This is a genomic window from Planococcus glaciei, assembly GCF_900099655.1.
In the GTDB taxonomy this organism is placed as follows: Bacteria; Bacillota; Bacilli; order Bacillales_A; family Planococcaceae; genus Planococcus; species Planococcus glaciei.
The window spans coordinates 24,844-50,889 of the sequence record NZ_FNDC01000019.1 but is presented as its reverse complement, the minus strand read 5'-3'; the positions used below and the strand labels follow the sequence as shown (position 1 = coordinate 50,889).

At 48.9% G+C, this 26,046-nt stretch carries 21 protein-coding genes, 1 tRNA gene and 1 rRNA gene; 4 read left to right on the top strand and 19 right to left on the bottom strand.

Features of this window, described 5'->3' with window-relative positions; translation table 11 throughout:
* The 12 genes from BLQ32_RS18015 to tilS form a co-directional block, all read right to left on the bottom strand.
* Positions 1 to 71: ribosomal RNA gene (locus BLQ32_RS18015) — 16S ribosomal RNA — on the bottom strand; the annotation flags it as partial.
* Between the two features lie 395 nt (positions 72 to 466).
* Complete coding sequence (lysS, locus tag BLQ32_RS18010; protein ID WP_036802167.1) at positions 467 to 1,951, bottom strand: lysine--tRNA ligase; 1,485 nt, start codon at positions 1,949 to 1,951, stop codon at positions 467 to 469.
* Positions 1,952 to 2,109: 158 nt separating this feature from the next.
* The gene (gene folK / locus BLQ32_RS18005; protein ID WP_074511545.1) at positions 2,110 to 2,589 is read right to left on the bottom strand and encodes a 2-amino-4-hydroxy-6-hydroxymethyldihydropteridine diphosphokinase; all 480 of its coding nucleotides are present in this window, start codon (positions 2,587 to 2,589) and stop codon (positions 2,110 to 2,112) included.
* Positions 2,586 to 2,951, bottom strand: a complete 366-nt coding sequence (folB, locus tag BLQ32_RS18000) for a dihydroneopterin aldolase (protein WP_036802165.1) — start codon at positions 2,949 to 2,951, stop codon at positions 2,586 to 2,588. The genes folK and folB overlap by 4 nt, the downstream gene beginning before the upstream one ends.
* Complete coding sequence (gene folP, locus BLQ32_RS17995) at positions 2,951 to 3,763, bottom strand: dihydropteroate synthase (RefSeq protein ID WP_074511544.1); 813 nt, start codon at positions 3,761 to 3,763, stop codon at positions 2,951 to 2,953. The genes folB and folP overlap by 1 nt, the downstream gene beginning before the upstream one ends.
* 130 nt (positions 3,764 to 3,893) lie before the next feature.
* Positions 3,894 to 4,835 (bottom strand): cysteine synthase A, encoded by a 942-nt coding sequence (cysK, locus tag BLQ32_RS17990; RefSeq protein WP_074511543.1) that lies wholly within the window; start codon positions 4,833 to 4,835, stop codon positions 3,894 to 3,896.
* Between the two features lie 131 nt (positions 4,836 to 4,966).
* Entirely contained in the window at positions 4,967 to 5,917 is a 951-nt protein-coding gene (locus tag BLQ32_RS17985) for a peptidyl-prolyl cis-trans isomerase (protein ID WP_053167550.1), read from the bottom strand.
* Complete coding sequence (gene hslO, locus BLQ32_RS17980) at positions 5,901 to 6,782, bottom strand: Hsp33 family molecular chaperone HslO (protein WP_074511550.1); 882 nt, start codon at positions 6,780 to 6,782, stop codon at positions 5,901 to 5,903. The genes BLQ32_RS17985 and hslO overlap by 17 nt, the downstream gene beginning before the upstream one ends.
* Positions 6,783 to 6,799: 17 nt before the next feature.
* Entirely contained in the window at positions 6,800 to 7,570 is a 771-nt protein-coding gene (locus tag BLQ32_RS17975; RefSeq protein WP_036802161.1) for a type III pantothenate kinase, read from the bottom strand.
* 149 nt (positions 7,571 to 7,719) lie between these two features.
* On the bottom strand, positions 7,720 to 9,729 hold the full coding sequence (gene ftsH, locus BLQ32_RS17970; RefSeq protein ID WP_074511541.1) for an ATP-dependent zinc metalloprotease FtsH: 2,010 nt from the start codon (positions 9,727 to 9,729) through the stop codon (positions 7,720 to 7,722).
* 120 nt (positions 9,730 to 9,849) lie between these two features.
* The gene (gene hpt / locus BLQ32_RS17965; protein ID WP_036802159.1) at positions 9,850 to 10,401 is read right to left on the bottom strand and encodes a hypoxanthine phosphoribosyltransferase; all 552 of its coding nucleotides are present in this window, start codon (positions 10,399 to 10,401) and stop codon (positions 9,850 to 9,852) included.
* A gap of 10 nt (positions 10,402 to 10,411) precedes the next feature.
* Positions 10,412 to 11,824, bottom strand: coding sequence for a tRNA lysidine(34) synthetase TilS (gene tilS, locus BLQ32_RS17960; protein WP_074511539.1), 1,413 nt, complete (start codon positions 11,822 to 11,824; stop codon positions 10,412 to 10,414).
* Between the two features lie 117 nt (positions 11,825 to 11,941).
* Here tilS and BLQ32_RS17955 point away from each other — a divergent pair.
* Positions 11,942 to 12,015, top strand: a tRNA-Met gene (locus BLQ32_RS17955).
* A 28-nt stretch (positions 12,016 to 12,043) separates the two neighbouring features.
* Here BLQ32_RS17955 and BLQ32_RS17950 read toward each other — a convergent pair.
* The 3 genes from BLQ32_RS17950 to BLQ32_RS17940 all read right to left on the bottom strand — a co-directional run bounded on the left by BLQ32_RS17950 (position 12,044) and on the right by BLQ32_RS17940 (position 13,599).
* Entirely contained in the window at positions 12,044 to 12,532 is a 489-nt protein-coding gene (locus BLQ32_RS17950; protein WP_175557146.1) for a DinB family protein, read from the bottom strand.
* A gap of 110 nt (positions 12,533 to 12,642) precedes the next feature.
* The gene (locus BLQ32_RS17945) at positions 12,643 to 13,074 is read right to left on the bottom strand and encodes a S1 domain-containing RNA-binding protein (RefSeq protein ID WP_036802157.1); all 432 of its coding nucleotides are present in this window, start codon (positions 13,072 to 13,074) and stop codon (positions 12,643 to 12,645) included.
* 114 nt (positions 13,075 to 13,188) lie between these two features.
* The gene (locus BLQ32_RS17940) at positions 13,189 to 13,599 is read right to left on the bottom strand and encodes an FtsB family cell division protein (RefSeq protein WP_036802156.1); all 411 of its coding nucleotides are present in this window, start codon (positions 13,597 to 13,599) and stop codon (positions 13,189 to 13,191) included.
* 299 nt (positions 13,600 to 13,898) lie between these two features.
* Here BLQ32_RS17940 and BLQ32_RS17935 point away from each other — a divergent pair, with 299 nt between their 5' ends.
* Genes BLQ32_RS17935 through argF form a run of 3 tightly spaced genes read left to right on the top strand, consistent with a single transcriptional unit; the run spans position 13,899 to position 19,004 of the window.
* Positions 13,899 to 14,969, top strand: a complete 1,071-nt coding sequence (locus BLQ32_RS17935) for a carbamoyl phosphate synthase small subunit (protein WP_074511537.1) — start codon at positions 13,899 to 13,901, stop codon at positions 14,967 to 14,969.
* Entirely contained in the window at positions 14,962 to 18,057 is a 3,096-nt protein-coding gene (locus tag BLQ32_RS17930; protein ID WP_074511535.1) for a carbamoyl-phosphate synthase (glutamine-hydrolyzing) large subunit, read from the top strand. Before BLQ32_RS17935 ends, BLQ32_RS17930 begins: the two co-directional genes overlap by 8 nt.
* Positions 18,054 to 19,004: an ornithine carbamoyltransferase gene (gene argF, locus BLQ32_RS17925; protein ID WP_051413648.1), complete on the top strand. Its 951-nt coding sequence runs from the start codon at positions 18,054 to 18,056 to the stop codon at positions 19,002 to 19,004. The genes BLQ32_RS17930 and argF overlap by 4 nt, the downstream gene beginning before the upstream one ends.
* A 58-nt stretch (positions 19,005 to 19,062) precedes the next feature.
* On the opposite strand, the gene BLQ32_RS17920 is transcribed toward argF, so the two are convergent.
* Genes BLQ32_RS17920 through mfd form a run of 4 tightly spaced genes read right to left on the bottom strand, consistent with a single transcriptional unit; the run spans position 19,063 to position 25,979 of the window.
* The gene (locus BLQ32_RS17920; RefSeq protein ID WP_074511534.1) at positions 19,063 to 19,353 is read right to left on the bottom strand and encodes an RNA-binding S4 domain-containing protein; all 291 of its coding nucleotides are present in this window, start codon (positions 19,351 to 19,353) and stop codon (positions 19,063 to 19,065) included.
* 3 nt (positions 19,354 to 19,356) lie between these two features.
* A complete protein-coding gene (yabN, locus tag BLQ32_RS17915) occupies positions 19,357 to 20,820 on the bottom strand; it encodes a bifunctional methyltransferase/pyrophosphohydrolase YabN (protein ID WP_074511532.1) in 1,464 nt (487 codons plus the stop codon).
* Complete coding sequence (locus BLQ32_RS17910; RefSeq protein WP_083335394.1) at positions 20,817 to 22,418, bottom strand: putative polysaccharide biosynthesis protein; 1,602 nt, start codon at positions 22,416 to 22,418, stop codon at positions 20,817 to 20,819. The genes yabN and BLQ32_RS17910 overlap by 4 nt, the downstream gene beginning before the upstream one ends.
* A gap of 27 nt (positions 22,419 to 22,445) precedes the next feature.
* The gene (gene mfd / locus BLQ32_RS17905) at positions 22,446 to 25,979 is read right to left on the bottom strand and encodes a transcription-repair coupling factor (protein ID WP_074511531.1); all 3,534 of its coding nucleotides are present in this window, start codon (positions 25,977 to 25,979) and stop codon (positions 22,446 to 22,448) included.
* Positions 25,980 to 26,046 lie beyond the last annotated feature (67 nt).

The following is a 26,046-nucleotide window of genomic DNA, read 5'->3' as shown; positions in this document are numbered from 1 at the left end:
TTCCGCTCGACTTGCATGTATTAGGCACGCCGCCAGCGTTCGTCCTGAGCCAGGATCAAACTCTCCATTATAGAGTAGTTGATTGCTCAAATACTTGCTGGCGTCTCGCCGTTCCGAAGAACGCGCGAGTCGCTTGATCTGGCCGAAGCCTGATCAGTAATTTTTGCGCGGGCCGTTTTGCGCGGCCGTTGCTATCTGTTGACGTTTTGCTGTTCAGTTTTCAAGGTTCATGTTTAGTGCGCCGCTCATTGGCGACTTTTCAATATTACCAGCTTCTTTTTAAGAAGTCAATAACAAATTTCAAATATTTTTTCGTGTGTTTCAAACCTGAAAAACACGACATCAACTAATATATCATCACTCCTCGATTCATGCAACACTTTTTTAAAAATAAATCGACTCAAAACTAATATTAGTTTTGAGTCGATCCAATCATCTCTTATTACAATGTCTTCGAACTTGTAAATTAATCACGCGGACGCATCTGAGGGAACAATAGAACGTCTCTAATAGAAGCCGAATTCGTTAGCAGCATAATCAAACGGTCAATCCCGATTCCGAGACCACCTGTAGGCGGCATGCCAAACTCCAATGCTTCGATAAAGTCTTCATCCATTTCATGGGCTTCGTCATTGCCTTCTGCTTTTTCAACCAATTGAGCTTCAAAGCGCTGGCGCTGATCGATCGGATCATTTAACTCCGTAAAAGCATTCGCATGTTCGCGGCGGACAATAAACAATTCAAAACGGTCCGTAAAACGTTCGTCTTCTGGATTCTTTTTAGCCAACGGAGAAATCTCTACAGGGTGGCCGTATACAAAAGTAGGCTGAACCAATTCTTCTTCTACTTTCTGTTCAAAAAATTCGTTTAAGATATGGCCAACTTCCATAGTAGGCTTGATTTCAATGCCATGTTCTTTAGCGAGTGCCTGAGCTTCTTCTTTCGACATCTGCTTCCAGAAGTCGACTCCCGTATATTCTTTGACAGCGTCAGCCATATGCAGACGTTTCCAGCCCGGTGCCAAGTTGATCTCGTCTTCACCGTATTGAACAGTGGTTGTTCCGAAGACTTCTTCTGCAACATGTGCAATCAAGTTTTCAGTTAGAGCCATAATGTCGTTATAGTCCGCATATGCTTCATATAATTCAAGCATTGTAAATTCCGGGTTGTGGCGCGTAGAAATCCCTTCGTTGCGGAAGACGCGGCCGATTTCATACACTTTTTCCAATCCGCCGACAATCAAGCGTTTCAAGTGAAGCTCGATAGCGATGCGGATATATAGTTCCATATCTAGAGCATTGTGGTGGGTAATGAACGGACGGGCTGCCGCTCCCCCTGCGATAGAATGCAGCATCGGCGTTTCCACTTCTAGGAACCCTTGATTATCCAGGTAGCGGCGCATCGATTGGATGATGCGGCTGCGCAAAATAAACGTTTCTTTGCTAGATTCACTTGTGATCAAGTCTAAATAGCGCTGGCGGTACCGTTGCTCTACGTCTTTTAAGCCATGGAATTTTTCCGGAAGCGGACGCAGCGCTTTTGTTAAAAACGTTACTTCTTTCGCTTTAATGGATAATTCGCCAACATTCGTTTTGAAGACTGTCCCTTTTACGCCCAGGATGTCGCCTAGATCTACTGTGTTGTATAAGTCATAGGCTTCTTCGCCAATTGCATCTTTACGGACATAGATTTGAATTTGGCCTTTTAAATCTTGAACATGAGCAAAGCCCGCTTTCCCTTTTCCGCGCTTTGTCATAATGCGGCCTGCGATTACCACTTCTTGCGGATTTTCTTCAAGTTCCTCTTTAGACAGCTCGCCGTATTGGCTGATGATATCTTCTGAAGAATGGGTGCGTTCGAAACGCGCGCCGAATGGATCAATCCCCTGGTCTTGGAAAGCTTGCATTTTTTGGCGTCTCACCAATATTTGATCATTTAACTCTTCTGACATGTCCTACACTCCTTTGTATTTAAAAACCACGCTCGTTCGTGTATTTATCTATTGTACACAATTTCTATTCGTTAGACATAAAAAAGCTGCCACAAAATCGCGGCAGCTTGTCTATCAAAATTAAACCTCACTGCTCACAGCTTCACGTTCTGCCAGTTCTACCTTAAAAATGCATCGACACCGCCGTAAGTTTTCCATAGCTGGACACCTTCCGGATTCGGAGGGTTGGTCGCTAGTGACGGATTCACTTCTAATAAAGGAATCAGGACAAAAGCCCGTTCGTGCATCCGAGGGTGCGGAACAATGAGCCGCTCTGATTCCATATTGTCTTGATTATACAATAAAATGTCAAGGTCAATTGTCCGCGGCCCCCACCGGACGATCCGCTTGCGCTGAAGTTTTTGTTCTACTTCCTGGCAGACATCCAACAATTCCAGTGCCGGAAGATCTGTCCGGACATGAACTACCATATTTAGAAAGGGCTCCTGTTCGGTAAAGCCTACCGGTTCTGTTTCGTAGAGGGAAGAAATCGCTGCTACGTCAATCGATGGATGTTCCGCCAGCATCCGGACTGCTTGCTTGAGCATATCCAGCCGGTTCCCCATGTTCGAGCCGAGCGACAAGTAACTTTCGTTCATACAAATTTCCCTCGCGTCAGTTCGATGGCGACCGACTTGTAATGGCCTGGTATCGGCGGATCCGGTTTGATCATTTGCACACGAATCCCTTTCACAAGGGGAAATTCGGAAAGGATGCGTGCAGCCACGTCTTCCGCCACAGCTTCCACCAGCTTTTTCGGCTCGCCTTCCACAATTTGGCGGCAGGCTTCGTACACTTCTCCGTAATGGACTGTGTGAACGAGGTCATCTGTTTCTCCAGCTTTTTTCAAATCGACCGCAAGCGAAACCGTCAGCCGGAAGCGTTGCCCCAGTTTTGTCTCTTCCGGGAAGACCCCGTGGTAAGCGTAAAACTCCATATCGTTTACATGAATATAATCCATTACTCCACTCCTTTGTATGTTTGCTTGCCGGTCAATACATCAAGCATACGGACAGCTCGGCTTGTTTCTTTCACATCATGGACGCGGACAATCTGACAGCCTTTTTCGACTCCGTAGCAAACGGTGGCAAGCGACCCTTCCAGTCTTTCGCTCACCGGTACATCGAGCACTTTCCCAATCAACGATTTGCGGGAAGTTCCAAGCAGGACCGGATAGCCAAGGGCAACAAATTGATCCAAATGCTGCATCATTTCGATATTATGGTGTGTGGTTTTTCCAAAACCAATGCCCGGATCCAGCCAAATCTGCTCTTTCGCAACGCCAGCGTCCAGTGCAATCTGAATACTTTCATGCGTATCTCGCTGAATGTCTCCCCAGAAATCCGTGTATGACGTATCGTTACGGTTATGCATCAAGATGATCGGCACATTGTGAGTTGCTGCTACTTTGGCGATTTCCGGCTCGTACTTAGCGCCCCAAATATCGTTGATGATATGGGCTCCCGCTTTAACAGCAGCGTCGGCCACTGTCGCTTTATATGTATCGATTGAAATATAAGCGTCCACTTCCTTCACCAAAGCTTCGATGACCGGAACTACACGGCTGATTTCCTCTTCATCAGATATCAACGTATAGCCTGGACGGGTGGATTCGCCGCCTACGTCGATGATATCCGCTCCATCTTCCACCATTTGTTTGGCTCGGGCTACCGCCTGCTCCACCGTCGAATAGCTCCCTCCATCTGAAAAGGAGTCTGGGGTAATGTTCAAGATGCCCATCACCCATGTTTTTTCATTAAAGTCGATTGCCATTTGTTCCACCTTCCAGTTCTTTAAATTCTATTTCCCGGGAAATAGCCGTGCTGCTGCCTTTATCTTAACGCGTATTGAAAATCGCCACAATAAAAGAGCATGCACGAGGCATACTCTTTCAATTTCGGATTTAGTTGTTTTCTTCAAACTGATAAAGCGGTGTGCTCAAGTAACGTTCGCCGTTTGACGGAATGATCGCCAATACTTTCTTGCCTTTTCCAAGGCGTTTCGCCACTTGAAGCGCTGCGTAAATTGCTGCCCCTGAAGAAATCCCTCCAAGAATGCCTTCTTCACGCGCTGCTTGGCGGGCCGTTTCAAACGATTGGTCGTTTGTTACTTGGATGATTTCACTATAAATTTCTGTATCCAAGATGTCCGGCACAAAACCAGCACCGATTCCCTGAATTTTATGCGGTCCCGGTTTGCCGCCTGAAAGCACCGGCGAGTCTGTTGGTTCAACAGCTACAATCTGGATATCCGGATAGTTCTCTTTCAATACCTGGCCGGCCCCAGTGATGGTTCCGCCTGTTCCGATGCCTGAAATAAATGCATCCAGCTGATCGCCCATCGCTTCGACGATTTCTGGCCCCGTAGTTAAACGGTGCACTTCCGGATTCGCTTCGTTTTTAAATTGCTGCGGCATAAACCAGCCATTTTCATTTGCTAATTTTTCAGCCGTCTTAATGGCGCCATTCGGTCCGTTCATGCCGTCCGGCCCTGGAGTCAATACAAGTTCTGCTCCGTAAGCGCGAAGAAGATTGCGGCGTTCCATGCTCATCGTTTCAGGCATTACCAGAACCGATTTGTAGCCTTTTGCTGCTGCGATCATCGCCAAGCCGATGCCAGTATTGCCGCTTGTCGGCTCAATGATAGTATCGCCTTCTTTTAAATTGCCTCCTTTTTCAGCCGCTTCGACCATAGCCAAAGCAATACGGTCTTTTACACTGCTGCCAGGGTTGAAGTATTCTAATTTCAAATAAACGTCCGCATCTTCAGCCCCTGTCATACGGTTTAATTTGACGATGGGGGTTTGCCCGATCAATTCAGTTACAGAATTTCCAATACGCGCCATTTTTCAACACTCCTAATTCCTACTAGTTTTATCTGCATTGTACTCCCTTTATCGTATCAATGTTAATTGTTTATTGTCAAACTGCACGAATTATGAGAAAAAAGGCACTTCCCGGAGGAAATGCCTTTTCGTTATTCTCCGTAAAACCATTCAGCATCAAACTCTTTCCAGAACGCTTCCGGTGTTACAGACTGCGGCAGCTGCTCAAGTGCCAGTTCGCGGCTGATGTGATCTTTCACTTCTTTGAATGAAAATGTTTGCCCTTTTGCTTTTTCCGTCACCGAAATAATAGCGGTGCGGCCGTCTTTCAGCTTGAGCGGATCTGAGTAGCCATCCACTTTTACCGAAGTGACCGTTTCGGCAATAGCCGGGTCTACCGAGTTTTGATCGGCGGAAATATAGCCGATGTCACCGCCCAGGCTGCCAGTGGCAGTATCAAGGGAACGTTCGCGTGCGAGCGCTTCAAACGAAGAACCGTTCTCCAGTTCAGAAAGGGCTTCTTCCGCATCTTTTTCGGAATCTACCACAATCATGCGCGTGCGGTATGCATCTTCCACATCATAAAGCGACTGGTTCTCTTTATAGAACTTTTCGATTTTATCTTCTTTAATCACAATATCTTTGGTCAGGACTTTTTCAAGGATTAAACGGGCTTTCACTTTGTCTTTCAACAATTCCGGATCTTCTCCGGCCAAAGTGGATTCGGTGCGGTCCTGTCCGGAGCGAAGCATCGCCAATTCCAATTCAATTTCTTTCTCGCTTACCTTAATATCGTATTCTTTTGCTGCCGTTTCCATCACTTTTTGATTAACCATTTCCAGCAATACATCGCGGCCGTATTGTTCTTCCATCGCTGCCATCCACTCTCCCTGGGTAATGGCTTCGCCGCTGACCGAAGCGACTTCTTCGGTGTTTTCAGGGGCATTGGGAATCAGCCAGGCAATAAACCATAAAAGATTGGCGATAAACAGCACAAGGATCATGAACAAAAGCGGTCCGGATTTCAGTCTTTTTTTAGGGCGCCCTGCAGATGTGTTTGCCGGAGGTGCAGTAGGGCGTCTCCGATTATAATTTGAGCTCATCGATGAAAGATTCCAACTCCTCTTTAGAATAACGATAGGTTTCCAGGCAGAAATGGCATTGTGCTTCCGCCATGCCGTCTTCTTTGATCATGTTTTGGATTTCATGCTGGCCAAGCCCGAGGATTCCAGCAGCAAACCGTTCTTTCGAACAATTGCATTCAAATTTCACCGGCATGGTTTCCAGAATTTGAATATTTCCTTTCCCAAGCACTTCTTCCAAAATTTCTTCAGGAGACAAGCCCCGCTGAATCATTTTTGAAACCGGTTCGATGCTGGAGAGGCGTGCTTCAATTTTGGAAATCGTTTCGTCGTCCGTATCCGGCATTAATTGAACAATAAAGCCGCCTGCTGCAAGAATCGAATTATCCGTATCCACTAGCACACCGAGCCCTACCGAAGAAGGCACTTGTTCTGAAATGGCCATGTAGTACGTAAAGTCTTCAGCGATTTCGCCGGAAACAATCGGCGTTTGGCCCGTGAAATTGTCCCGGAGCCCCAAGTCTTTTACAACTGCGAACATGCCTTCCGTCCCTACAGCTCGGCGCACGTCCAGTTTTCCTTTATCATTCAACTCAAAATGGGTTTGCGGATTGGTGACATAGCCCCGCACTCCGCCTCTGGCATTGCTGTCCACCAGAATCGCACCGAGCGGGCCGCCGCCATCCACTTTAATGGTGACTTTGTTGTCGCCTTTTAGCATAGCACCCATCATCACGCCGCCCGTCATTGTTCTGCCGAGGGCTGCCGAAGCAGTCGGCCAGGTCATGTGGCGTTTCTGCGCTTCCGCTACCGTTTGCGTTGTATCGACCGCAAAAGCGCGGACGCTGCCATTAAAGCCGAGCCCTCGCACTAAATAATCTCCCATGTTCATCATCGTTCCTTTCATTGCGCTTGGTTGCGCTTGTAAATTAAATAAAGTCCTTTCAATGTTAAAAAAGGATCCACTTTATCAATAACTGCGGATTCGTCGGCAATCAGCGAAGCCATGCCGCCGGTTGCAATCACTTTTGGCTGCTGTTTGCTCTCCGCTTTCATGCGTGCCACAATGCCTTCTGCCTGTCCTACGTAGCCATAAACAATTCCGGACTGCATCGCGGATACCGTATTTTTTCCGACCACGCTGGCAGGCCGGGCAATTTCGATGCGCGGCAATTTGGAAGCCCGGCTATATAAAGCCTCCGTTGAAATGTTGATGCCCGGGGCAATGGCGCCTCCCATATACTGCCGGTGCTCATTGATATAGCAGTACGTGGTAGCTGTCCCAAAATCCACAATAATTAACGGAGCCCCGTATTCTTCAATGGCAGCGACTGCATTCACGATCCGGTCCGCCCCTACTTCCCGCGGATTGTCATATTTTATATTCAAGCCGGTTTTGACGCCCGGACCCACAATCAATGGTTTGATGTGGAAATATTTTTGGCACATCCGTTCCAAAGCCGCCATAATCGGCGGAACGACTGAAGACATGATCATGCCGTTGATCGAAGCAAACGTTAATCCGGCATCCGTTAACAGCGCTTTCACCTGCATGCCGAATTCATCTTCTGTTTTGTGGCGGTCCGTTTCCAGTCGCCAATGGTGCAAAAGCCGATCTTGGCCGTAAACGCCCAATACAATATTGGTGTTTCCGACATCCATTACTAAAATCATAATTGCGCCCTCGCTTATTCAGGTTTTTCCAAAACATCATACCATATTTTCAGAGAAATAAGAAAAGCGTTAGGACCTATATAAAAGGAGCAGGACCATAAAAAAGCTGCCCGCCCCTTTGAGGGAACAGACAGCTTTAGTTGTTTTGCTTATTTGCGTTCTTCTTGAATTGGGCCTGAAGAGCTTCCGGAAGTACTTCCTTCTTTCGGCAAATCTCCTGATGACGGATCGTTAGGAGCGCCTGTTACGTCAGGAGTTTCATCCTTCGTCAAATCCACGCCTTCTTTTTCAAAATCGCCATTCAATGCTTCGTACGAACGTTCAGGAAGCGTGCCGTGTTCTTTCAAGTGAAGAATTTGGGCAGCATCCAATGTTTCAACTTCAAGCAATGTTGTAGCAATCAAATCAAGAAGATGTTTGTTTTCAGTCAAAATTTCTTTCGTACGGATATACTGCTCTTTGATAATGCGTTGGATTTCTTGGTCGATTTCAAACGCAATCGCATCCGAGTAGTTTTGTTCCGAGTTAAAGTCGCGGCCCAGGAAGACGTTTCCGCCTTGCGCCTGACCGAATTGAATCGGTCCGATCTTATCGCTCATACCGTATTCCGTTACCATGCTGCGGGCAATCGCTGTTGCACGCTGGAAATCATTATGCGCGCCGGTTGATACTTCACCGAAGATAATATCTTCAGCTACACGGCCGCCGAGCAATCCAGCAATTTTGTCCAGCAATTCCGGCTTCGTCATAAAGTAACGGTCTTCTCTTGGAAGCATGACAGCGTATCCGCCGGCTTGTCCGCGAGGAACGATGGTTACTTTATGGACAATGTCCGCGTCATCCAAGATTAGACCTACAACTGTATGTCCAGATTCATGGAAAGCCACGATATTGCGTTCTTTTTTCGAAATAACCCGATTCTTTTTAGCTGGACCGGCAATAACACGGTCTGTTGCTTCATCAATATCGGACATATCAATTTTGAGTTTGCTGCGGCGAGCTGCAACAAGTGCCGCTTCGTTCAATAAGTTCTCCAGATCCGCACCTGAGAATCCAGGTGTGCGCTGTGCAATTGCTTTCATATCCACTGTCGGATCAAGCGGTTTATTGCGTGCATGGACTTTCAATACTTCTTCGCGTCCTTTAACGTCCGGGCGGCCAACTGTGATCTGGCGGTCAAAACGGCCAGGACGCAGAAGAGCTGGATCCAGAATATCAGGACGGTTTGTTGCTGCAATGATGATGACGCCTTCGTTTGCGCCGAAGCCATCCATTTCAACAAGCAATTGGTTCAATGTTTGTTCACGCTCATCGTGTCCGCCACCAAGACCAGCTCCACGCTGGCGTCCAACTGCATCAATTTCATCGATGAAAATGATACAAGGAGAATTTTTCTTCGCGTTTTCGAAAAGGTCACGGACCCGGGAAGCCCCGACTCCGACAAACATCTCTACGAAATCCGAACCACTGATGGAGAAGAATGGCACGCCCGCTTCACCGGCAACTGCACGAGCCAACAAGGTTTTACCGGTACCCGGAGGCCCTACAAGCAAAATCCCTTTTGGAATGCGCGCGCCGATATCGGCGAATCTGCGTGGGTCTTTTAAGAAATCAACAACTTCGACAAGTTCCTGTTTCTCTTCGTCTGCTCCAGCAACGTCGTTGAAGCGGACTTTGTGTTTCTGGTCGTCATACAGCTTCGCTTTACTTTTCCCGAAGTTCATCACTCGGCCGCCACCGCCGCCTTGTGATTGGTTCAGCAAGAAGAAGAAAAGAATGAAGATAATAATGAATGGAATGATCCCTGTGAAGAAAGAAACCCAGCCGCTTGTCTGCGGAGCTTTCAAGTAGTCAACGTCGACTCCCTGATCTGTGGCAATTTCATCAATTTTTGTTATCACTGCTTCATTTTCCATTGGAATATTCGTAACAAATGACTGGTTTTCGTCATAGCCTTGAAGCTTCCCTGTTACTTCGTAAACATTGGCATCCGGCTGGATGGTCACCTCAGTGACGGTTCCATCTTGCAATGCCTCCAAAAAGTCGTTGTATCCTATATTTTCAGTCGGTTGGGCGCTGTTGTTGAACGTTCCCAAAATCCCGATAATCACTAGGAAAATCAGTAAATAAAATATGGTGTATCGAAATATTCGATTCATTCCAAGCCTCCTCACAAAGTTTCCCAAAACTATACTAAATACTAACATAGGAACATTTCAGCATACAACGAAAAGCTCTTGGCTTCCCTACTGAATTAACGGTTTGTGAACTTCTGTTGACTATTCTTGGTCTTCGCTATACACCGACGGTTTTAAAATCCCGATATAAGGCAGGTTGCGGTATTTTTCTGCATAATCCAGGCCGTATCCGACAACAAATGCATCCGGTACTTCAAATCCGATATAATCCGCTTTCAAGTCTACTTTCCGGCCTGATGGCTTATCAAGAAGCGTGACGATTTTAATCGAATTTGCTTTCCGGTATTTAAATAGATCCACCAAATAACTGAGTGTCAATCCACTGTCAATAATATCTTCAATAATAAGAAGATCGCGGCCTTCCACGCTGGTATTCAAATCTTTTACGATTTTCACTTCTCCTGAAGAAACCGTCGCATTGCCGTAGCTTGAAACATCCATAAAGTCCATTTCTACGTAGCAGTCAATACGTTTCATCAAATCTCCCATAAATGGCATGGCGCCTTTTAATACCCCAATTGCCAACGGGTATTTGTCCTGATAGTCACGGGTCAATGTTTCCCCTAGTTCCCGCGCTTTTTCCTGCAGGCGTTCTTCTGAGATTAATATTTCTTCAATGTCTTTCTCTAGCATGGTGGACCTCCTATAATCCGCTTTTTGCGATCTTAACTTTTTGTTCTATCAATACCCAGTTATCTTCATCGCGCTTTACCCGGCTGAAGAAATTTGACGGGCGCAAACCTGGCACAAACAATACGTCGTCATTTTCAGTTGCAATGACCGGCCAGTCACCTCTCAAAGAGACAGGTACTTTTTCATCAATCATCAAGCGCGCCACTTTTTTCGAATGTTCCATTCCGGAAAGCTGAATGCGGTCGCCAGGCTTGCGGCTTCTTGCAAGCAACCGGATTCCGCCGTTTGAAGAAAAATACCAGAACACGCAGCCTTCCGCGGGTTCAGCGAGAGGTAGTGGAACTGCCTTGTAGCGATACCCCTTTAATTCCTTCGACCATTCAGCTGAAATGGAAGAAACTTCTTGATCCGCGGCTTCTCCAATCGGATGGCGGCTGAAAAAAACCGAATCGTATTGGCGAACCATCATACAATTTTGCGGCAAATGTAAAAAAACAGTACCGGCTGAACCTTGCATCACTTCCTGCACTTGTTCGGCCAACTGCCTTGTGATTACGACTTGCTGTTCATTATATAGATAGTTTAATAGTAGTAGAACCATTCTTTTTTGTAAAGCAAGTGCTTCTTTGCTAAAACTTTCAGCCGAGAGCCCGAGGCCATTGTCCTCATAGCGGATCATCCAGTGCAGCTTTTCTTCAGCCAGCTCCATTAAAAACTGCTGATCTTGCTGCATCATGCCCGCCAATTCGGCAAATTGTTCCGACACCATCCGGTTTTCTTTTTTCAGCAGCGGCACCACGGTATGGCGCAGCCGATTTCTTGTATAGAGCTCTTCTGCATTGCTCGGGTCTTCCCGGTGTACAAGGGCATGTGCTTTTGCGTAATGCTCAATTTCGTCCCGGTTAACTGCAAGCATCGGCCGGATCAGCTCTCCTCCTCCAAAAGGGCGGCGCTGCGGAATGCCAAAACTTCCATATTGCAGCGTGCCTCTTAAGCCTGACATTAAAATGGTCTCAAGCTGATCATCTGCATGATGCGCTGTCGCCAGTTTCACTGCACTCGTTTCTTCCATGACTTCCTTGAAATAGGCATAGCGCTGTTCCCGGCAAACCTGCTGCTTATTGCCGCCGTCCCTTTCCAGAATGTCCGGAATCGGAATATCCCGGCTAAAGCATGGGATATGCATGGTCTGGCAAAACGCTTCGGTAAACAAGCGGTCGTGCAGCGATTCTTCGCCCCGCAGCATGTGGTTGACATGGACCGCATAGACGGAAATGTCGAGAAGGCGTTCATTCGATTTTAAAAAATGCAGCATCACCAGTGAATCGATGCCGCCGGAACAGCCGACGAGCACCTTGTCTCCCGGCACAAGCAAACGATGCTTTTTTATATACTCCATCATTTTCTTGTGGAACTTCTTCATGCGGACACCTCGTTTGCTGTTCTTTCTTTAATTATAAGCTTTCTCAAAAAAACTTTTCAAATTGCAATTGACACTTTAAATGTTCGATAGTATGATATTAAATGTTCGTTTAAACAAGGCGGCGTAGCTCAGCTGGCTAGAGCGTACGGTTCATACCCGTAAGGTCGGGGGTTCGATCCCCTCTGCCGCCATTATAGATTGATGAAAAGCAGCATCCTTTCAAAGGATGCTGCTTTTTTTATGCAAAAATTCATCAATTTGGCCGCGGTGATGGGCATCATGCCGCAAGAATCCTGCTACGTAAGAAGACACCGTCGTTTCACGGCTGCCAACTTTAAAAGCTGCATTCCACTGGACTTCATCGAATTCTTCGATGTCCTTCGCCAGGAGCGCCCGTTCCTTTTGGGCACGAGCCAATACTTCCGAAAACGCCATTTGCTTGGCCGGCGCTGCCGCAGCTGTGTTAAAAGCGTCGACATCCGGAAAAGGCGCGACTTCCGCTCCGACTTTCAGCAGCGGCAGGCGCTCTTCCCGGATAAACCGGTCCCATTCCGCCAAGTGCAGAATCATTTCAGCAAGCGACCATTTGCCTGAGACAATCGGCGTGTGCGCATCCACTTCGTTTTTTAAGGCCGTATTTAAGGAAGCCAGGTAGATTTCATATTCTTGATACGCTTCTAGAACTTGTTCTTTCCTGATGGCTTTCACACTCCTGACTTTGGTGATAAAAAAAACGCTCCCCGGATTGAGAAGCGTTCTACTTTAAATTGTTGAGCTGCGTTGAAGCATTTCCTTATGCTATTAAAACAGCTAGCAAGTTATCCTCTTCTTGCGCCGCGGCCACCACGTTTAGATTCTGTTGCGCGTTTCAATGAAGTCATGTTCTCTTCACTTTCCTTCAGGAATTTCGCCATTTTTGTTTCAAAATTCTCTTTAGGCGCGCGCTCGAATGAACGGTTGTTGCTTGGGCGAGGACGCTGCGGGCGTTCTGGACGCTGTGGAGCGCCTTCTGGCTGAGGTTTAGCTTTGCGGATAGAGAGGCCGATTTTGCCGTCTGCTTCCACATTCATCACTTTGACTTCGACCATTTCGCCTACTTTTAGATGATCGTTGATATCTTTGACATAATTGTCGGCGACTTCACTAATATGCACGAGGCCTGTTGCACCAGTCGGAAGCTGAACGAATGCTCCAAAATTTGTAATACCTGTTACTTTACCTTCTAACTTGCTGCCTACTTCAATCGACATAAAAAAAATGCTCCTCCTTAAAAATTAAGATGACACCGATTTGGGCCATATGCTTATTATAACGGGACTCTTCCCACTTTTTATTATAACCATCAAAAAAAGAGTGTCAACTGACTACTCTTTTTCATCCTCTTTTTCTTTGCTTTTTGATTTATCTTCAGGAACGGTGAAAATGATCTCCCCATCTTCTGATAAGAAGTATTCTTTGCGCGCCATTTTTCCGATGTATTCATCGTCATTCAACAACAGAATCTGCTCGTTCAGTTGGGCTTGTTCTTGCTCCACCGCTTCCAGTTCTGCTAAGGCCTGTTCGCGCGCTTGCTCTTTTTCTGAAATGGTCTGGGATTGGGCATAAATGGTGGTGCCAATCCAAATGCTCGCCATGACCACGATGACTGCAAAAACCGACAGCCTTCTCATTAAGCGGACTTTATGAGCTTCCCGCCGTTCAACCGAGCGGACATAGTCATTGCGAATTGAAGTGACTTCACCTGTTTCCACTTTTTTCTCATTCTTCAAATTCACGACTTGTTCCCCCCCTTCGGTTACTTTGTAGCCATTATACACGATAACACCAGGGCTCGAAAACCCTAAAGTACAGAAGATTTTCCGAATTTTCCCTGCCTTTCACAAAAACCCTTCACATTCCTTAAAATCACCCTTCATTAAAATTAATAAAAATTCTATTGACTTAATTTTTATGCAGTTTATAATATGAGTTACTATCTTTATATTCAGTAAAACAAAGAGATATTTCAATTTCTTCGTCTAAGCTAATTAATAAATATACATCATTAATGAATAAAAGAATGGAGTGTGAACATATGGCAGGGTTGCTCTCGCTTTCAAACGGCGAATCATTTAAAGGGAAGTGGCATGGCAAAACAAGCGGCATTCAAGGGGAAATCGTCTTTTACACCGGCATGACCGGCTATGAAGAAGTATTAACCGACCCTTCTTATCAAGGACAAATCATTGTTTTTTCGTATCCATTGATCGGCCAATACGGCATTCAAGCTGACCATGTCCAATCGGGAAAAATCCAGGCTGCCGGTGTTGTGGTCGCGGAATTATACGATGGACCGGTTGAAAAAGGCGCCATGACTTTAAGTGAGTTTGCGGAAAATGCGCAGATACCGATTATTAGTGGTGTAGATACGCGGTCTGTTATCCAAACCGTCCGCGAATTCGGCACGATGCCTGCTTATATGGGCCCTGGCTTTTCCGTTCCGGCTTTCTGGAAACCGCTGAAAACCGATTTCTTTTCAAACAGCATGCCGGAAGAAGACATCCGAGTGATCGGCAATGGAGACATCCATATCGGCTTGATTGACCTTCAGTATAAATCCTCAATTTTGGATGAACTGCTGAAGCGGAACTGCAAAGTAAGCATCATCCCCCATACCTTGCCGACAGCAAAACTGGATGCGCTTCAACTGGATGGCCTGCTGTTTTCAAACGGACCGGGCGACCCGGCAGCCCTCACACCTCTGTTTCCTACATATCGTGATTGGGCAGAACGCTACCCGACATTCGGCATTTGCCTGGGGCACCAAGTGCTGGCGTCCGCTTTTGGCGCCAAGACGACTAAGCTGGCTTACGGCCACCGGGGAGCCAATCACCCCGTCATCAATGTAGAAACAAAACGCGTCTCGATGAGTTCTCAAAACCACAGCTACGTTGTAGAAGATGCCAGCATCGAAGAAACGCCCCTGTCGGTTCTCTATCAAAACGTCAATGACGGCAGCATTGAAGGGCTCAAACATCCGGAACTTCCGGTGCTGACAGTGCAGTTCCATCCCGAAGCAGCTCCCGGACCGGCGGAGCACCTTCAATTATTTGATCAATTCCTTTCCACGATACAACAGAAAAAGAAGGTGACAATCCATGCCTAAAAATCAGGACGTAAAAAAAGTGCTGGTGATCGGCTCGGGCGCCATCGTTATCGGCCAGGCAGCTGAATTTGATTATTCCGGCACGCAAGCTTGCCTCGCTTTAAAAGAAGAAGGCATCGAAGTCATTCTGGTCAACAACAACCCGGCGACCATCATGACAGACAAGACGGTTTCGGACAAAGTTTATTTCGAACCGCTTACGGTGGACAGCGTAGCAGCCATCATTGAAAAAGAACGCCCGGACGGTTTGCTGGCGACAGTCGGCGGCCAGACCGGTTTGAATTTGGCGATGGCTCTTTCCGATTCAGGCGTGTTATCAACATACGGCGTTTCGCTTCTTGGCACCAATATCAAATCGATCAAACAAGCCGAAGACCGGGAGCAATTCCGCTCGCTGATGAACGTGCTCCATGAACCGGTGCCCGACAGCGACATCGTTTATTCAACGGACAGCGCTTTGGCTTTTGCCGCGCAGGCCGGCTATCCGCTGATCGTCCGCCCCGCTTATACTCTTGGCGGCTTTGGCGGCGGCATCGCCCAGGACGAGCAAACGTATTTAACGCTTGTGACCCAAGGGCTCAGTGCCAGCCCCATCCATCAATGCCTGGTTGAGAAAAGCATTGCCGGCTACAAGGAAATTGAATACGAAGTGATGCGTGACGCGAACGGCACGTGCATCACTGTCTGCAACATGGAAAACATGGACCCTGTCGGCGTCCACACCGGCGACTCGATTGTCGTCGCGCCGAGCCAAACGATGACTGACCGGGAATACCATATGCTGCGCACTGCTTCCATCAACATTATCGAAGCGTTAGGGATTATCGGCGCCTGCAACGTACAGTTTGCGCTCCACCCGGAAACCTCCGCTTATTATTTAATCGAAGTGAATCCGCGCGTCAGCCGTTCGTCCGCACTTGCATCGAAAGCGACCGGCTATCCGATTGCTAAAATTGCAGCCAAGCTGGCTATCGGCTACACGCTCGACGAATTGAAAAACCCAGTGACTGGCACCACCTTCGCAAGTTTCGAACCGGCGCTTGACTATGTCGTGGTAAAAATTCCGCGCTGGCCATTTGATCAATTCCAGACAGCCAACCGCAAACTCGGCACGCAAATGAAAGCGACGGGCGAAGTGATGGCGATTGAACGCAGCATGGAAGCCGCTTTCCAAAAAGCCATCCGTTCTTTGGATATTCCGCTGGACGGCTTCCGGTTGCCGGCTCTTTCCGATATGGCGGATGCCGAATTGGAGAAATTGGCCATCGAAGCAGATGACCGCAGGCTCTTTGTGTTATTCGAATTGATGATTCGGGGCAAAAGCACGGAACAGCTGCATGAGATGACGGCCATCTCCCCTTATTTCTTATTTGTTCTGAACCGCATTGTGGAGGAATGGCGCAAGCTGCAGTCAGAAACCTGGAACAGCATGACGCATGCCCGCCTGCTTCAGGCAAAAACTTTGGGCTTCAGCGACCAGCAGCTCGCCAAGCTTTGGTCCATTCCGGTTTCGGAAGTCTGGGGACAACGGAAAAGCTGGAGTTTGCTTCCCGCTTACCGCGTGATCGACACGTGCGCGGCGGAATTCCGTTCCCAAACGAATTATTTGTACTCCACTTGGAAAGGTTCCTCTGATGCGCGTGCACTGAACGCCAAAAAAGTGGCGGTCATCGGCTCCGGCCCGATCCGCATCGGCCAAGGCATTGAATTTGATTATTGCTGCGTCCACAGCGTGCTGGCATTGCAAAAGCTGGGCTATGAAGCTGTGATGATCAACAACAATCCCGAAACGGTCAGCACCGATTACGAGATTGCCGATGCCTTGTATTTTGAACCGTTGACGGCGGAAGACATTTTAAACGTGCTGGATTTTGAAGGCATCACGCAAGTCATCGTCCAATTCGGCGGCCAGACTTCGCTGAATGTGGCGGCTCAATTGGAAGAAGCCGGCATCACTGTGCTTGGATCGAGCGCCGATTTGCTCGATCAGATGGAAGACCGCGACCGCTTTTATTCGTTCCTGGAGTCGGCCGGGCTTCCGGTCATCCCAAGCTTTACAGCAAACAAGGCAGCGGAAGTTCCGGATTATGCCGCAAAGCTTGGCTACCCGGTGCTCCTTCGCCCTTCCTACGTCATCGGCGGCAAAGGCATGATCGTCCTGCACAATGAAGCGGAGCTTACACAATGGCTCACGCATACCGCGATGGAATTCCCGGTTCTCGTGGACCATTTCATCACCGGCAAAGAAGTAGAAGCGGATATTTTAACGGACGGCGAACATGTCTGGGTGTCTGCTGTGTTTGAGCATATTGAAGGCACAGGCGTCCATTCAGGCGACAGCATTTCCATCACGCCTCCTGTTTCACTGACTGCACAAGCGATGGAAAAACTCACGGCCACCGCCGAGCATATTGCCCGCAGCATGAAGTATACCGGCTTGTTCAACATCCAGTTTGTCTATGAAGGCGACCAGCTGTACGTCATGGAAATCAATCCACGGGCTTCCCGCACCGTGCCGATCAGCTCAAAAGCAACAGACGTTCCGCTTGTCCAGTTGGCAACCGCGTTGATGCTCGGTACCCCGTTCAACGAACTCGGCATTGAAGAACAATACAACGGGCAGCCGCAGTATACCGTGAAAGCACCCGTGTTTTCCCATATTAAGCTTCCTGGATTGTCGCCGGTGCTGTCTCCTGAAATGATGTCGACCGGCGAAGTCATCGGCCAAAGCCCGGATTCGGCCGTTGCCATGCAAAAAGCGCTGGACGGCGCTTCCCAGCAATTGGCCGCCCTTCAAGGCGGCGGCACGGTCTTCATCACCGAAGCTTCCTTGGCGCAAATCGACCCGCAGTTCTGGAAGCAGCATGGTTTCAGCTTCTGCACGGAAGCGAGCCTGCCTTTTGAACAATGGCTGAAAACTGCTGACAAAAAAGCTTATATCGACCTGACGCCGGACCCGGGCGCCAACCAAGCCGCACAAGCTGCTATTCACCGGCTGCATGTGTGGACGCGCAAAGAAACGGTTATGGCTTTTCAAGAACACGTCAAGGCCATTCACGGATCAACGAAAGGAGTGCTTGTTAAATGACCATTGCATTGCCGCTCGCACCGCAACTTGTTCAAAATCACCTGTTATCGCTAAAAGATTACAGCTCCTCTGAAATTCTGGATTTGCTGTCGCTGGCAGCCGACTTAAAAAAACCGGAAAACAAATACTTGCCTTTATTGGAAGGCAAAGTGCTCGGCATGATTTTCGAAAAATCATCGACCCGCACGCGCGTTTCATTTGAAGCAGGCATGCTGCAGCTCGGCGGGCACGCCATGCACCTCAGCACCCGCGATATCCAGATGGGACGCGGCGAAACCATCGCCGACACGGCAAAAGTGCTGTCCGGCTATTTGGACGGCATCATGATCCGCACGTATCACCAGGACACCGTCACGGAATTGGCCGAGCATAGTTCGGTGCCCGTCATCAACGGCCTGACGGATGACTTTCACCCTTGCCAGGTACTTGCTGATCTGCTGACCATCCAGGAACATTTCGGCACAGCTGCCGGCAAAAAAATGGCTTATATCGGAGACGGCAACAATATGGCGAACTCATTGATGATCGGCGCTGCCAAAGTGGGCATGGATATTTCCATCGCCGCTCCGGCGAAGTATGCGCCAAAACCGGAAATGGTGGCACTGGCCCAGGAAATCGCCCAAGGAACCGGCGCCAAGGTTCACGTAACGATAGATCCAGTGGAAGCCGTAAAAGACTGTGACGTCATTTACACCGATGTCTGGGCCAGCATGGGGCAGGAACAAGAAGCGCTGGAACGCATGGAGCATTTTAAAGGGTTCCAAGTCAACGAAGCGCTTGCCGCACATGCCAATGAAAATTATATCTTCATGCACTGCTTGCCGGCACACCGTGAAGAAGAAGTGACTACCGGCATATTGGAAGGCCCGCATTCCGTCGTCTTCCAGGAAGCTGAAAACCGTTTGCACGCACAAAAAGCGCTGCTCGTTGCACTTATGGCAAACTAATCCATACAAAAAAAAGCGGTTCCGGAAGCATCTGCTTCCGGAACCGCTTTTTCAACTCTCACGCTTCGTCATCGATGAATTCAGGTTCCACTTTTTCAAGCTTTTCTTCTTTCAAGATGGTGTACATATTGGCGGTCTCTTCTTTTCGCACATTTTCTTTTAATTGTTCTACCCGTACCGTCACCACTTTCTGGCCAAAGCGGATCTGCAGTTCGTCGTTTTCTTTCAACACGGAACTGGCTTTTCCTTTTGTGCCATTGATGGTGATGCGGCCTTGGTCGGCCACTTCTTTAGCGAGCGTCCGGCGTTTGATCAAACGGGACACTTTCAGAAATTTATCGAGTCGCATAGGTCAGTCTTCCTTTCTTGCCATAGCTTTGGCTTCGTTCCAGAATTGGTCAAGCTGGTCGAGCGAATAATCGCCAAAGTTGCCGGTGCCTTCCTGTACGCGTTTTTCCACGTGGCGGAAGCGCTGATGGAATTTGCGGTTGGCATGCACCATTGCCTGCTCCGGCGACAATTCGTAGAACCGGGCAATATTCACCAAGGTGAACAGCAAATCGCCAAGTTCTTCCAATTGGCGGTCTTTAGAACCTTTCGCCAGTTCCGCTTGGAATTCCTGCAGTTCTTCTTCGAATTTCTCCCAGGCGCCTTCTGCATCCGACCAGCTGAAGCCGACTTTCGCCGCTTTTTTCTGGTAGTTGTAAGACGTAATGAGCGACGAACTAAAGCGCTCCTGGCCGTCCAAAATCGATTCGGCTGCCGGTTTTTCCTGCGCTTTAATGGCTTGCCAATTAGCTACCACTTCATCGGCATCTTCCACTTCGGCATCTCCGAAAACATGCGGATGGCGGCGGATCATTTTCGAGCTCACAGCCGACAAAACATCTTCAAGCTGGAAATAGCCGTTGTCCTGGCCGATTTGGGCATGCAAAAATACTTGCAGCAACACATCGCCCAGTTCTTCCGCTATGGCTTCGTCATCCTGCTCGTCAATCGCCTGGATCAGCTCATGGGCTTCTTCAAGCAAATAAGGGCGCAGCGATTCATGCGTCTGTTCACGGTCCCACGGACAGCCTTCCGGGCTTCTCAGCTGTGCCACAATGCTGCGGAAAGTCTGCCATTCCTTCAAACGCACGAGCTGGTCTTTTGCCGGCGGCACATAAACCGTCGTTAAATTGTTCACTTCCGCGGCACGGTCGAGTTCATATAGCGGAACCGTGCGCAGGACTTCGTCCGCTGAACCGGCTGCAGTGACAATGGTCACCGGATACTCTTCCGGATATTTTTCCATCAGCGTCAGTTTGACTTCCGAAGCGCTGAACGAATCATACACTTGGGCAATTAAAATATGCTGTGTCATGTTGACATCGTCGCTTTTCATCTCCGTCCCGTCAAGAAGCTGAAAGCCTTCAATCGGATCGATGCGCAGCGCACCAAACAAGGCGTCCAGAAAACTGTGGCCGCCTTCAATCGACAGTTGGCAAGCTCCGGCTTTTTCCGCTTCGATTAAATTTTGGACGGTCTGTTCGGCGACAAGGGGATGCCCCGGCACCGCATAAATGACGGATTGGTCTTTTGCATACGCCACCAATGTATCGGCAATTTCTGCGTATACCGGCGCAAACGTATCGTGTTTTTCGTAAACAGCATCAAATGACGTGAATTCCACACCTTCTGCTGCCAATTCTGTCAGCACCGGATGGTCCTGGGTACGGACGTATAAGTTAGTAGCTTGTTTTAATTTCTTGTAAACGCCAAGCGGCAGTTGATCCAAATCCCCTGCGCCCAGCCCGATTACCTGTATCGTGTTCATCTTTGCCCTCTTTTCTGTTGTCGGATTTTCAACTGGAGGCCGGCCAGCTTCCTGCCGAACGGAATAATGTACCATTCTTTCTCGGTAATGATCCGGCTCTTGGCAATCAGCAGCAGGAAGACGATTGCCCCAAGCGGCACCGCCGTCAACGAAGTCAACAAAGCGGCCAGCCGGCTGGCGGCACCGTCAAATAACACCATGTCCGAAAAAACAGCCCAGCCGACAACGGCAATGCCCATGGCTGCCGCGGACAAGCCAAGCCAGCCGTAGTAACGGGCCGGTGCAAAACGGATCGGCCAAACCCGTTTAAAGTACTGAAGCAGGCCGATGACAATGAATGCCAGACCCAGATTTCCGGCGACCGCTGCGCCTGTTACTTCCCATATCGGCACGAGGAGCCAATTGCCGGCGATTTTAATAAGTAAGCCGCCGGTCAACAGCAGCGCCGGGACTTTGACTTTGCCTAGGCCGTGAAGCATGGCGGTCATAATCAACAGCAGCGACATCCAGACGATTTGCCAGCTAAAAATAATTAACGTCAGCGATTCATCCCGCGTCTGGAACAGCATTTCATTGACATAGGGCATGACGAAGGTCAGGCCGGCAGCTGCCGCAAACGCAAACAGAAATGAAATTCGGAACGCGAGCCCTGCATACATCTGCGCTGAACGGCCGCTTTCTTTTCTCGACATATGGGCCACCAGCGGCACAATGGTCAAAGCAAGCGACGTGGCGATCAGGATGCCGAACTGGACAAGCGGCTGGCCGCGGTCGTAAACGCCTTTTTGCTCCATGGCGAGCGTCCGGTCCAGGCCGCTTTCCGTCAACAGCTGAAACACGGTGAACGAATCGGCCAATTGGAAAAACAGCAGAATCAGCGAACTCATGCTGATGCTGAGCGATATGGCCGTCATGTTTTTAATGACCGGCCAAATGCGCAGCTTGGATGCTGTTTGTAATTTGAAGACGCGCTTGCGGAAATAAGCCACCAGCAGAATGACACCGGCAATTTCCCCGGCCACAGCCCCGAACATTGCCATCTGCCCTGCAGCATAAAGGGAAAATCCGCTTGAGACGACAATCCAGGTGCCCAGTAAAATGACCGACACGCGAATCCCTTGTTCGGTGACTTGCGAATAGGCGACCGGCGCCATGTCGTTGTTTGACTGGAAATACCCTTTCAAAACAGCAAGCGGCGGCATTAACAGCACCGCAAAAGCTCCTACCTGCAATAATCCGCTTAGCTTGGCATCTCCCATCCACCCCGCCAAAAGATCCGAGCCCAAATACAGGCTCAGGAAAAACAGCGTCGAAATGACAGCAATAAACCCAAAAGCGATTTTCAGGATGGAACCATGCTCCCTTTCATCGGAATCCGCCATCATTTTCGACACGGCAACGGCAAAACCGTACGATGTCCACGTGCTAAATATTCCAATAAACGGATACACTTGCTGGTAAATATAAAAGCCCTGATCCCCCACCAGATTTTGATAAGGAACCCGGTAAACGGCGCTGAGCAGTTTAACGATTAAGCCCGCCATCGTCAAAAGAACAGCGCCTTTCATAAATGTCTTCATGGTTCCTTCATTGGCCAACGGGCTTCACTCATTCCCTGTTCAAAATTAACTCACCGTTTTTTCTTCGCGGAGCGATTCCGGAATCAACTTCATCATGCCTTCGAGCACATCAAACGGATGATGCTTTCCGGATTTGTTTTCATCGATGGTCATGACCAATTGCTGGCCCGACATGCTGAATCCGACTGCACGTCCGTAAGCTGCTGATTCTTCCACCAGCTTTCCGCCGTTAACGGCAGCGGTGCCGTCTTCAGACAAGCGGATCGAAATCAGCTTGCCGTTTTGTTTGATCGTTTCGACGCCGGTCTGGCGCGCCCAAATTTTCATGCGGGCAATGCGCAGCAGGCGGTCTGTTTCAATCGGCATATCGCCGAAGCGGTCGATCAGTTCGTCTTGCAGTTCAGCCACTTCCCCAACCTCATCAATGCCTTTGACGCGTTTGTACATCTGGATTTTCTGGTAGCCGTCGCCAATATAGCTGTCCGGAATATACGCATCAATATCAAGCGAAATCTCCACTTCGGGAATTTCTTCTTTTTTCATGCCCGTCCGGCGTTCTTCAATTGCCTGCTCAAGCATTTGTGAATACAAATCAAAACCGACTGAATCGATAAAGCCGTGCTGCTGCGAACCTAGCAGGTTCCCGGCACCCCGGATCGACAAATCGCGCATGGCGATTTTAAAGCCGGAACCGAGTTCGGTAAATTCCTTGATAGCCATCAAGCGCTTTTCAGCAACATCGGTCAGCACTTTATCGCGCTGGTACATGAAATAAGCGTAAGCAACACGGCTTGAACGGCCGACGCGTCCGCGCAATTGATACAGCTGCGACAAGCCCATGCGGTCCGCATTATGGATGATAAGCGTATTAACGTTCGGGATATCGATGCCGGTTTCAATGATCGTCGTCGTTACCAGGACGTCGTAATCGCCGTCGAGGAAACCGAGAATGACCGATTCAAGTTCCGTTTCGGACATTTGGCCGTGGGCATAGCCGACCCGCGCTTCCGGCACCAAGGATTGGATTTCTTCCACTTTGCGGGTCATGTCGTCCACCCGGTTGTACAAGAAAAATACTTGGCCGCCGCGCGCCATTTCCCGTTCGATTGCCTCGCGGACAAGTGCGCCGTTGTATTCCATGACATAGCTTTGTACCGGGAAGCGGTTTGCCGGCGGTGTTTCGATGACAGACAAATCACGTACACCGATCATCGACATGTGGAGCGTCCGCGGAATCGGCGTGGCCGTCAAGGTCAAGACGTCAACATTCGTTTTCATTTGCTTAATCTTTTCTTTATGGGTGACTCCAAAGCGCTGTTCTTCATCAATGATCAACAAGCCCAGGTCTTTATAGGCCATGTCTTTTGACAGGATCCGGTGTGTGCCGATGACGACATCAACCGAGCCGTTCTTCAAGCCTTTCACCGTTTCAGTCTGCTGCTTCTTGGAACGGAAGCGGCTCATCAGCCCGACCGTAATCGGGTAGTCTTTGAACCGTTCGCTCATCGTCTCAAAATGCTGCTGGGCGAGAATGGTCGTCGGCACCAAAAAGGCCACTTGTTTGCCATCAAGCACCGCTTTAAATGCGGCACGTATCGCCACTTCGGTTTTGCCGTATCCAACGTCGCCGCAGATCAAGCGGTCCATTGGCCGCTCTTTTTCCATATCGCGTTTCACTTCGTTGATGGAGCGCAGCTGGTCAACCGTTTCTTCGTAAGGGAATTCAGCTTCGAACTGACGCTGCATGTCCTGCTCTTCCGTAAAGGCATAGCCTTTTAGCGCTTCGCGTTCGGCATACAGTTTGATCAAGTCGTCGGCAATGTCCTGGACAGCAGCCGACACTTTGCGGTGCGTCTTTTTCCATTCCGCGCCGCCCATTTTATGGAGCTTCGGCTCTTTTTCTTCCGACGCAATGTATTTCTGGATCAAATCGATCTGGTCGACCGGCACGAACAATTTGTCATCCGCTTTATAGATGATATGCAGGTAATCTTTATGGACGCCGCCGATTTCCAGCGTTTCAATGCCGACATAGCGGCCGATGCCGTGATGGATATGCACGACATAATCGCCCGGTTTAATTTCCGAATAGCTCTTGATGCGCTCGGCGTTGGTCAATTTCTGCGGGCGTGTTTTTTTCTTCGCCTGTTTTTTAAACAATTCCCCGTCCGTCAAAATGGCCAAGCGCTGCAAAGGCATCTCAAATCCGCCGGACAGGTCGCCGTCCACCAAATACATCTTGCCGCCCTGGATTTTCGTAGTGGCGGTCACGATTTCCGCTTCCATATCATAGTCTTCCAGCACGGAGCGGACTTTCTGCAAGCGCTCCTGGCCTTCGGCAATGATAAACACTTGGAATTTCGCCTGTTCCCAGCGCTCCGCTTCTGTTTTCAATAAATTCATCTGGCCATGGAACGATTGCATCGGCCGGCAGGAAAACGTGATGGAATTTTTCACTTGTATGGAAGGGAAGGTCCGGACGAACAACGACAGAAACGCCATTTTTTGTTTGGTTTTAGTTAAAACCTCCCGGAAGGAATAAGACAGGCGCAAATTGTGCAGGAATTTCCCTTCTTCCAAAAGCGAGACGATCCAGTCGCCTTCTTCACGCTCCAGGGTATCGGTCATTTCCTGGATGCGCCCAAGTTCATCAAATAAAATGACGCCATTTCCCGGGAAATAATCGCTTAAACAAGCCGACTGCGATTCGACGAGTGCCGCATATTTTGCGACCTGGTCCGGCACATTGCCTTCACGCAGCAGCGTAATATCGTGTTGGATATGTTGAAGCAGCGCTTCTTTTGTATCTTCTGCTTTGAGTTTCTTTAAAGAAGCGGCCAATTGGGCTTCCAGCTTTTCCGCCAACGCCAGCTGCTGGGCTTTGGACAGCACCAGTTCGTTTGCCGGCAAAATGCACAGCGATTTCATTTTTTCAAGAGAGCGCTGGTCTTCAGCGGAAAACAGCCGAATGGAATCCACTTCCGTATCAAACAGTTCGATGCGGGCCGGATGTTCAAAGTTCAACGGATAGATGTCGAGAATTCCTCCGCGCAAGGCAAATTCCCCCGGCGTCGTCACCATCGGAGTTCGGGAATAGCCCATGGCGACCAGCTTCAGCAGCCATTGATCGGTATCCAACTCTTCCCCTTCTGCTGTGCGCAGCGTGGAATTTTCCCATTGCTCGTGCGACGGCATCAATTTGCGCATCCCGGCAACTGGCGTAATATAGATCCCTTTCCCGACACTGTACATATGGTCAAGCGTATCCATTCGGTGAGCCCGCAATTCAGGCCCCGAAAACGACACATCTGCCGCAATCAGTTCATCAGCCGGATACAAGTGGACCAGTTCTTCTCCCATTAATTTAACCAAATCATCGTAGGTGCGCTGCGCATTCAATAAATTCGGTGTCACAATTAATAAAGGCGCCTGCATGTCCGACCAGACCGTCTGGTAGAAGACAGGCCGGGCACTGCCGGACAAGCCCGAAATCAAATGGTGGTCGCTGCCTTTTTTCAAATCGGCTATGAATTTCTGTATATGGGAATCCTCTGAAAACACCTGCAAAATTTGTTCCATTTAGATTCCTCCTTTCAAGGTAAGTGAGTAAATCAACCAGTATGGCGAAAACAGAAAAAAGCCCTGA

What these genes read in the sequence shown, in the direction of transcription:
- lysS (WP_036802167.1), bottom strand. Translation starts at nt 1,951, where the DNA reads ATGTCAGAAGAGTTAAATGATCAAATATTGGTGAGACGCCAAAAAATG.
- folK (WP_074511545.1), bottom strand. Translation starts at nt 2,589, where the DNA reads ATGAACGAAAGTTACTTGTCGCTCGGCTCGAACATGGGGAACCGGCTG.
- folB (WP_036802165.1), bottom strand. Translation starts at nt 2,951, where the DNA reads ATGGATTATATTCATGTAAACGATATGGAGTTTTACGCTTACCACGGG.
- folP (WP_074511544.1), bottom strand. Translation starts at nt 3,763, where the DNA reads ATGGCAATCGACTTTAATGAAAAAACATGGGTGATGGGCATCTTGAAC.
- cysK (WP_074511543.1), bottom strand. Translation starts at nt 4,835, where the DNA reads ATGGCGCGTATTGGAAATTCTGTAACTGAATTGATCGGGCAAACCCCC.
- BLQ32_RS17985 (WP_053167550.1), bottom strand. Translation starts at nt 5,917, where the DNA reads ATGAGCTCAAATTATAATCGGAGACGCCCTACTGCACCTCCGGCAAAC.
- hslO (WP_074511550.1), bottom strand. Translation starts at nt 6,782, where the DNA reads ATGGGAGATTATTTAGTGCGAGGGCTCGGCTTTAATGGCAGCGTCCGC.
- BLQ32_RS17975 (WP_036802161.1), bottom strand. Translation starts at nt 7,570, where the DNA reads ATGATTTTAGTAATGGATGTCGGAAACACCAATATTGTATTGGGCGTT.
- ftsH (WP_074511541.1), bottom strand. Translation starts at nt 9,729, where the DNA reads ATGAATCGAATATTTCGATACACCATATTTTATTTACTGATTTTCCTA.
- hpt (WP_036802159.1), bottom strand. Translation starts at nt 10,401, where the DNA reads ATGCTAGAGAAAGACATTGAAGAAATATTAATCTCAGAAGAACGCCTG.
- tilS (WP_074511539.1), bottom strand. Translation starts at nt 11,824, where the DNA reads ATGAAGAAGTTCCACAAGAAAATGATGGAGTATATAAAAAAGCATCGT.
- BLQ32_RS17945 (WP_036802157.1), bottom strand. Translation starts at nt 13,074, where the DNA reads ATGTCGATTGAAGTAGGCAGCAAGTTAGAAGGTAAAGTAACAGGTATT.
- BLQ32_RS17935 (WP_074511537.1), top strand. Translation starts at nt 13,899, where the DNA reads ATGGCAGGGTTGCTCTCGCTTTCAAACGGCGAATCATTTAAAGGGAAG.
- BLQ32_RS17930 (WP_074511535.1), top strand. Translation starts at nt 14,962, where the DNA reads ATGCCTAAAAATCAGGACGTAAAAAAAGTGCTGGTGATCGGCTCGGGC.
- argF (WP_051413648.1), top strand. Translation starts at nt 18,054, where the DNA reads ATGACCATTGCATTGCCGCTCGCACCGCAACTTGTTCAAAATCACCTG.
- BLQ32_RS17920 (WP_074511534.1), bottom strand. Translation starts at nt 19,353, where the DNA reads ATGCGACTCGATAAATTTCTGAAAGTGTCCCGTTTGATCAAACGCCGG.
- yabN (WP_074511532.1), bottom strand. Translation starts at nt 20,820, where the DNA reads ATGAACACGATACAGGTAATCGGGCTGGGCGCAGGGGATTTGGATCAA.
- mfd (WP_074511531.1), bottom strand. Translation starts at nt 25,979, where the DNA reads ATGGAACAAATTTTGCAGGTGTTTTCAGAGGATTCCCATATACAGAAA.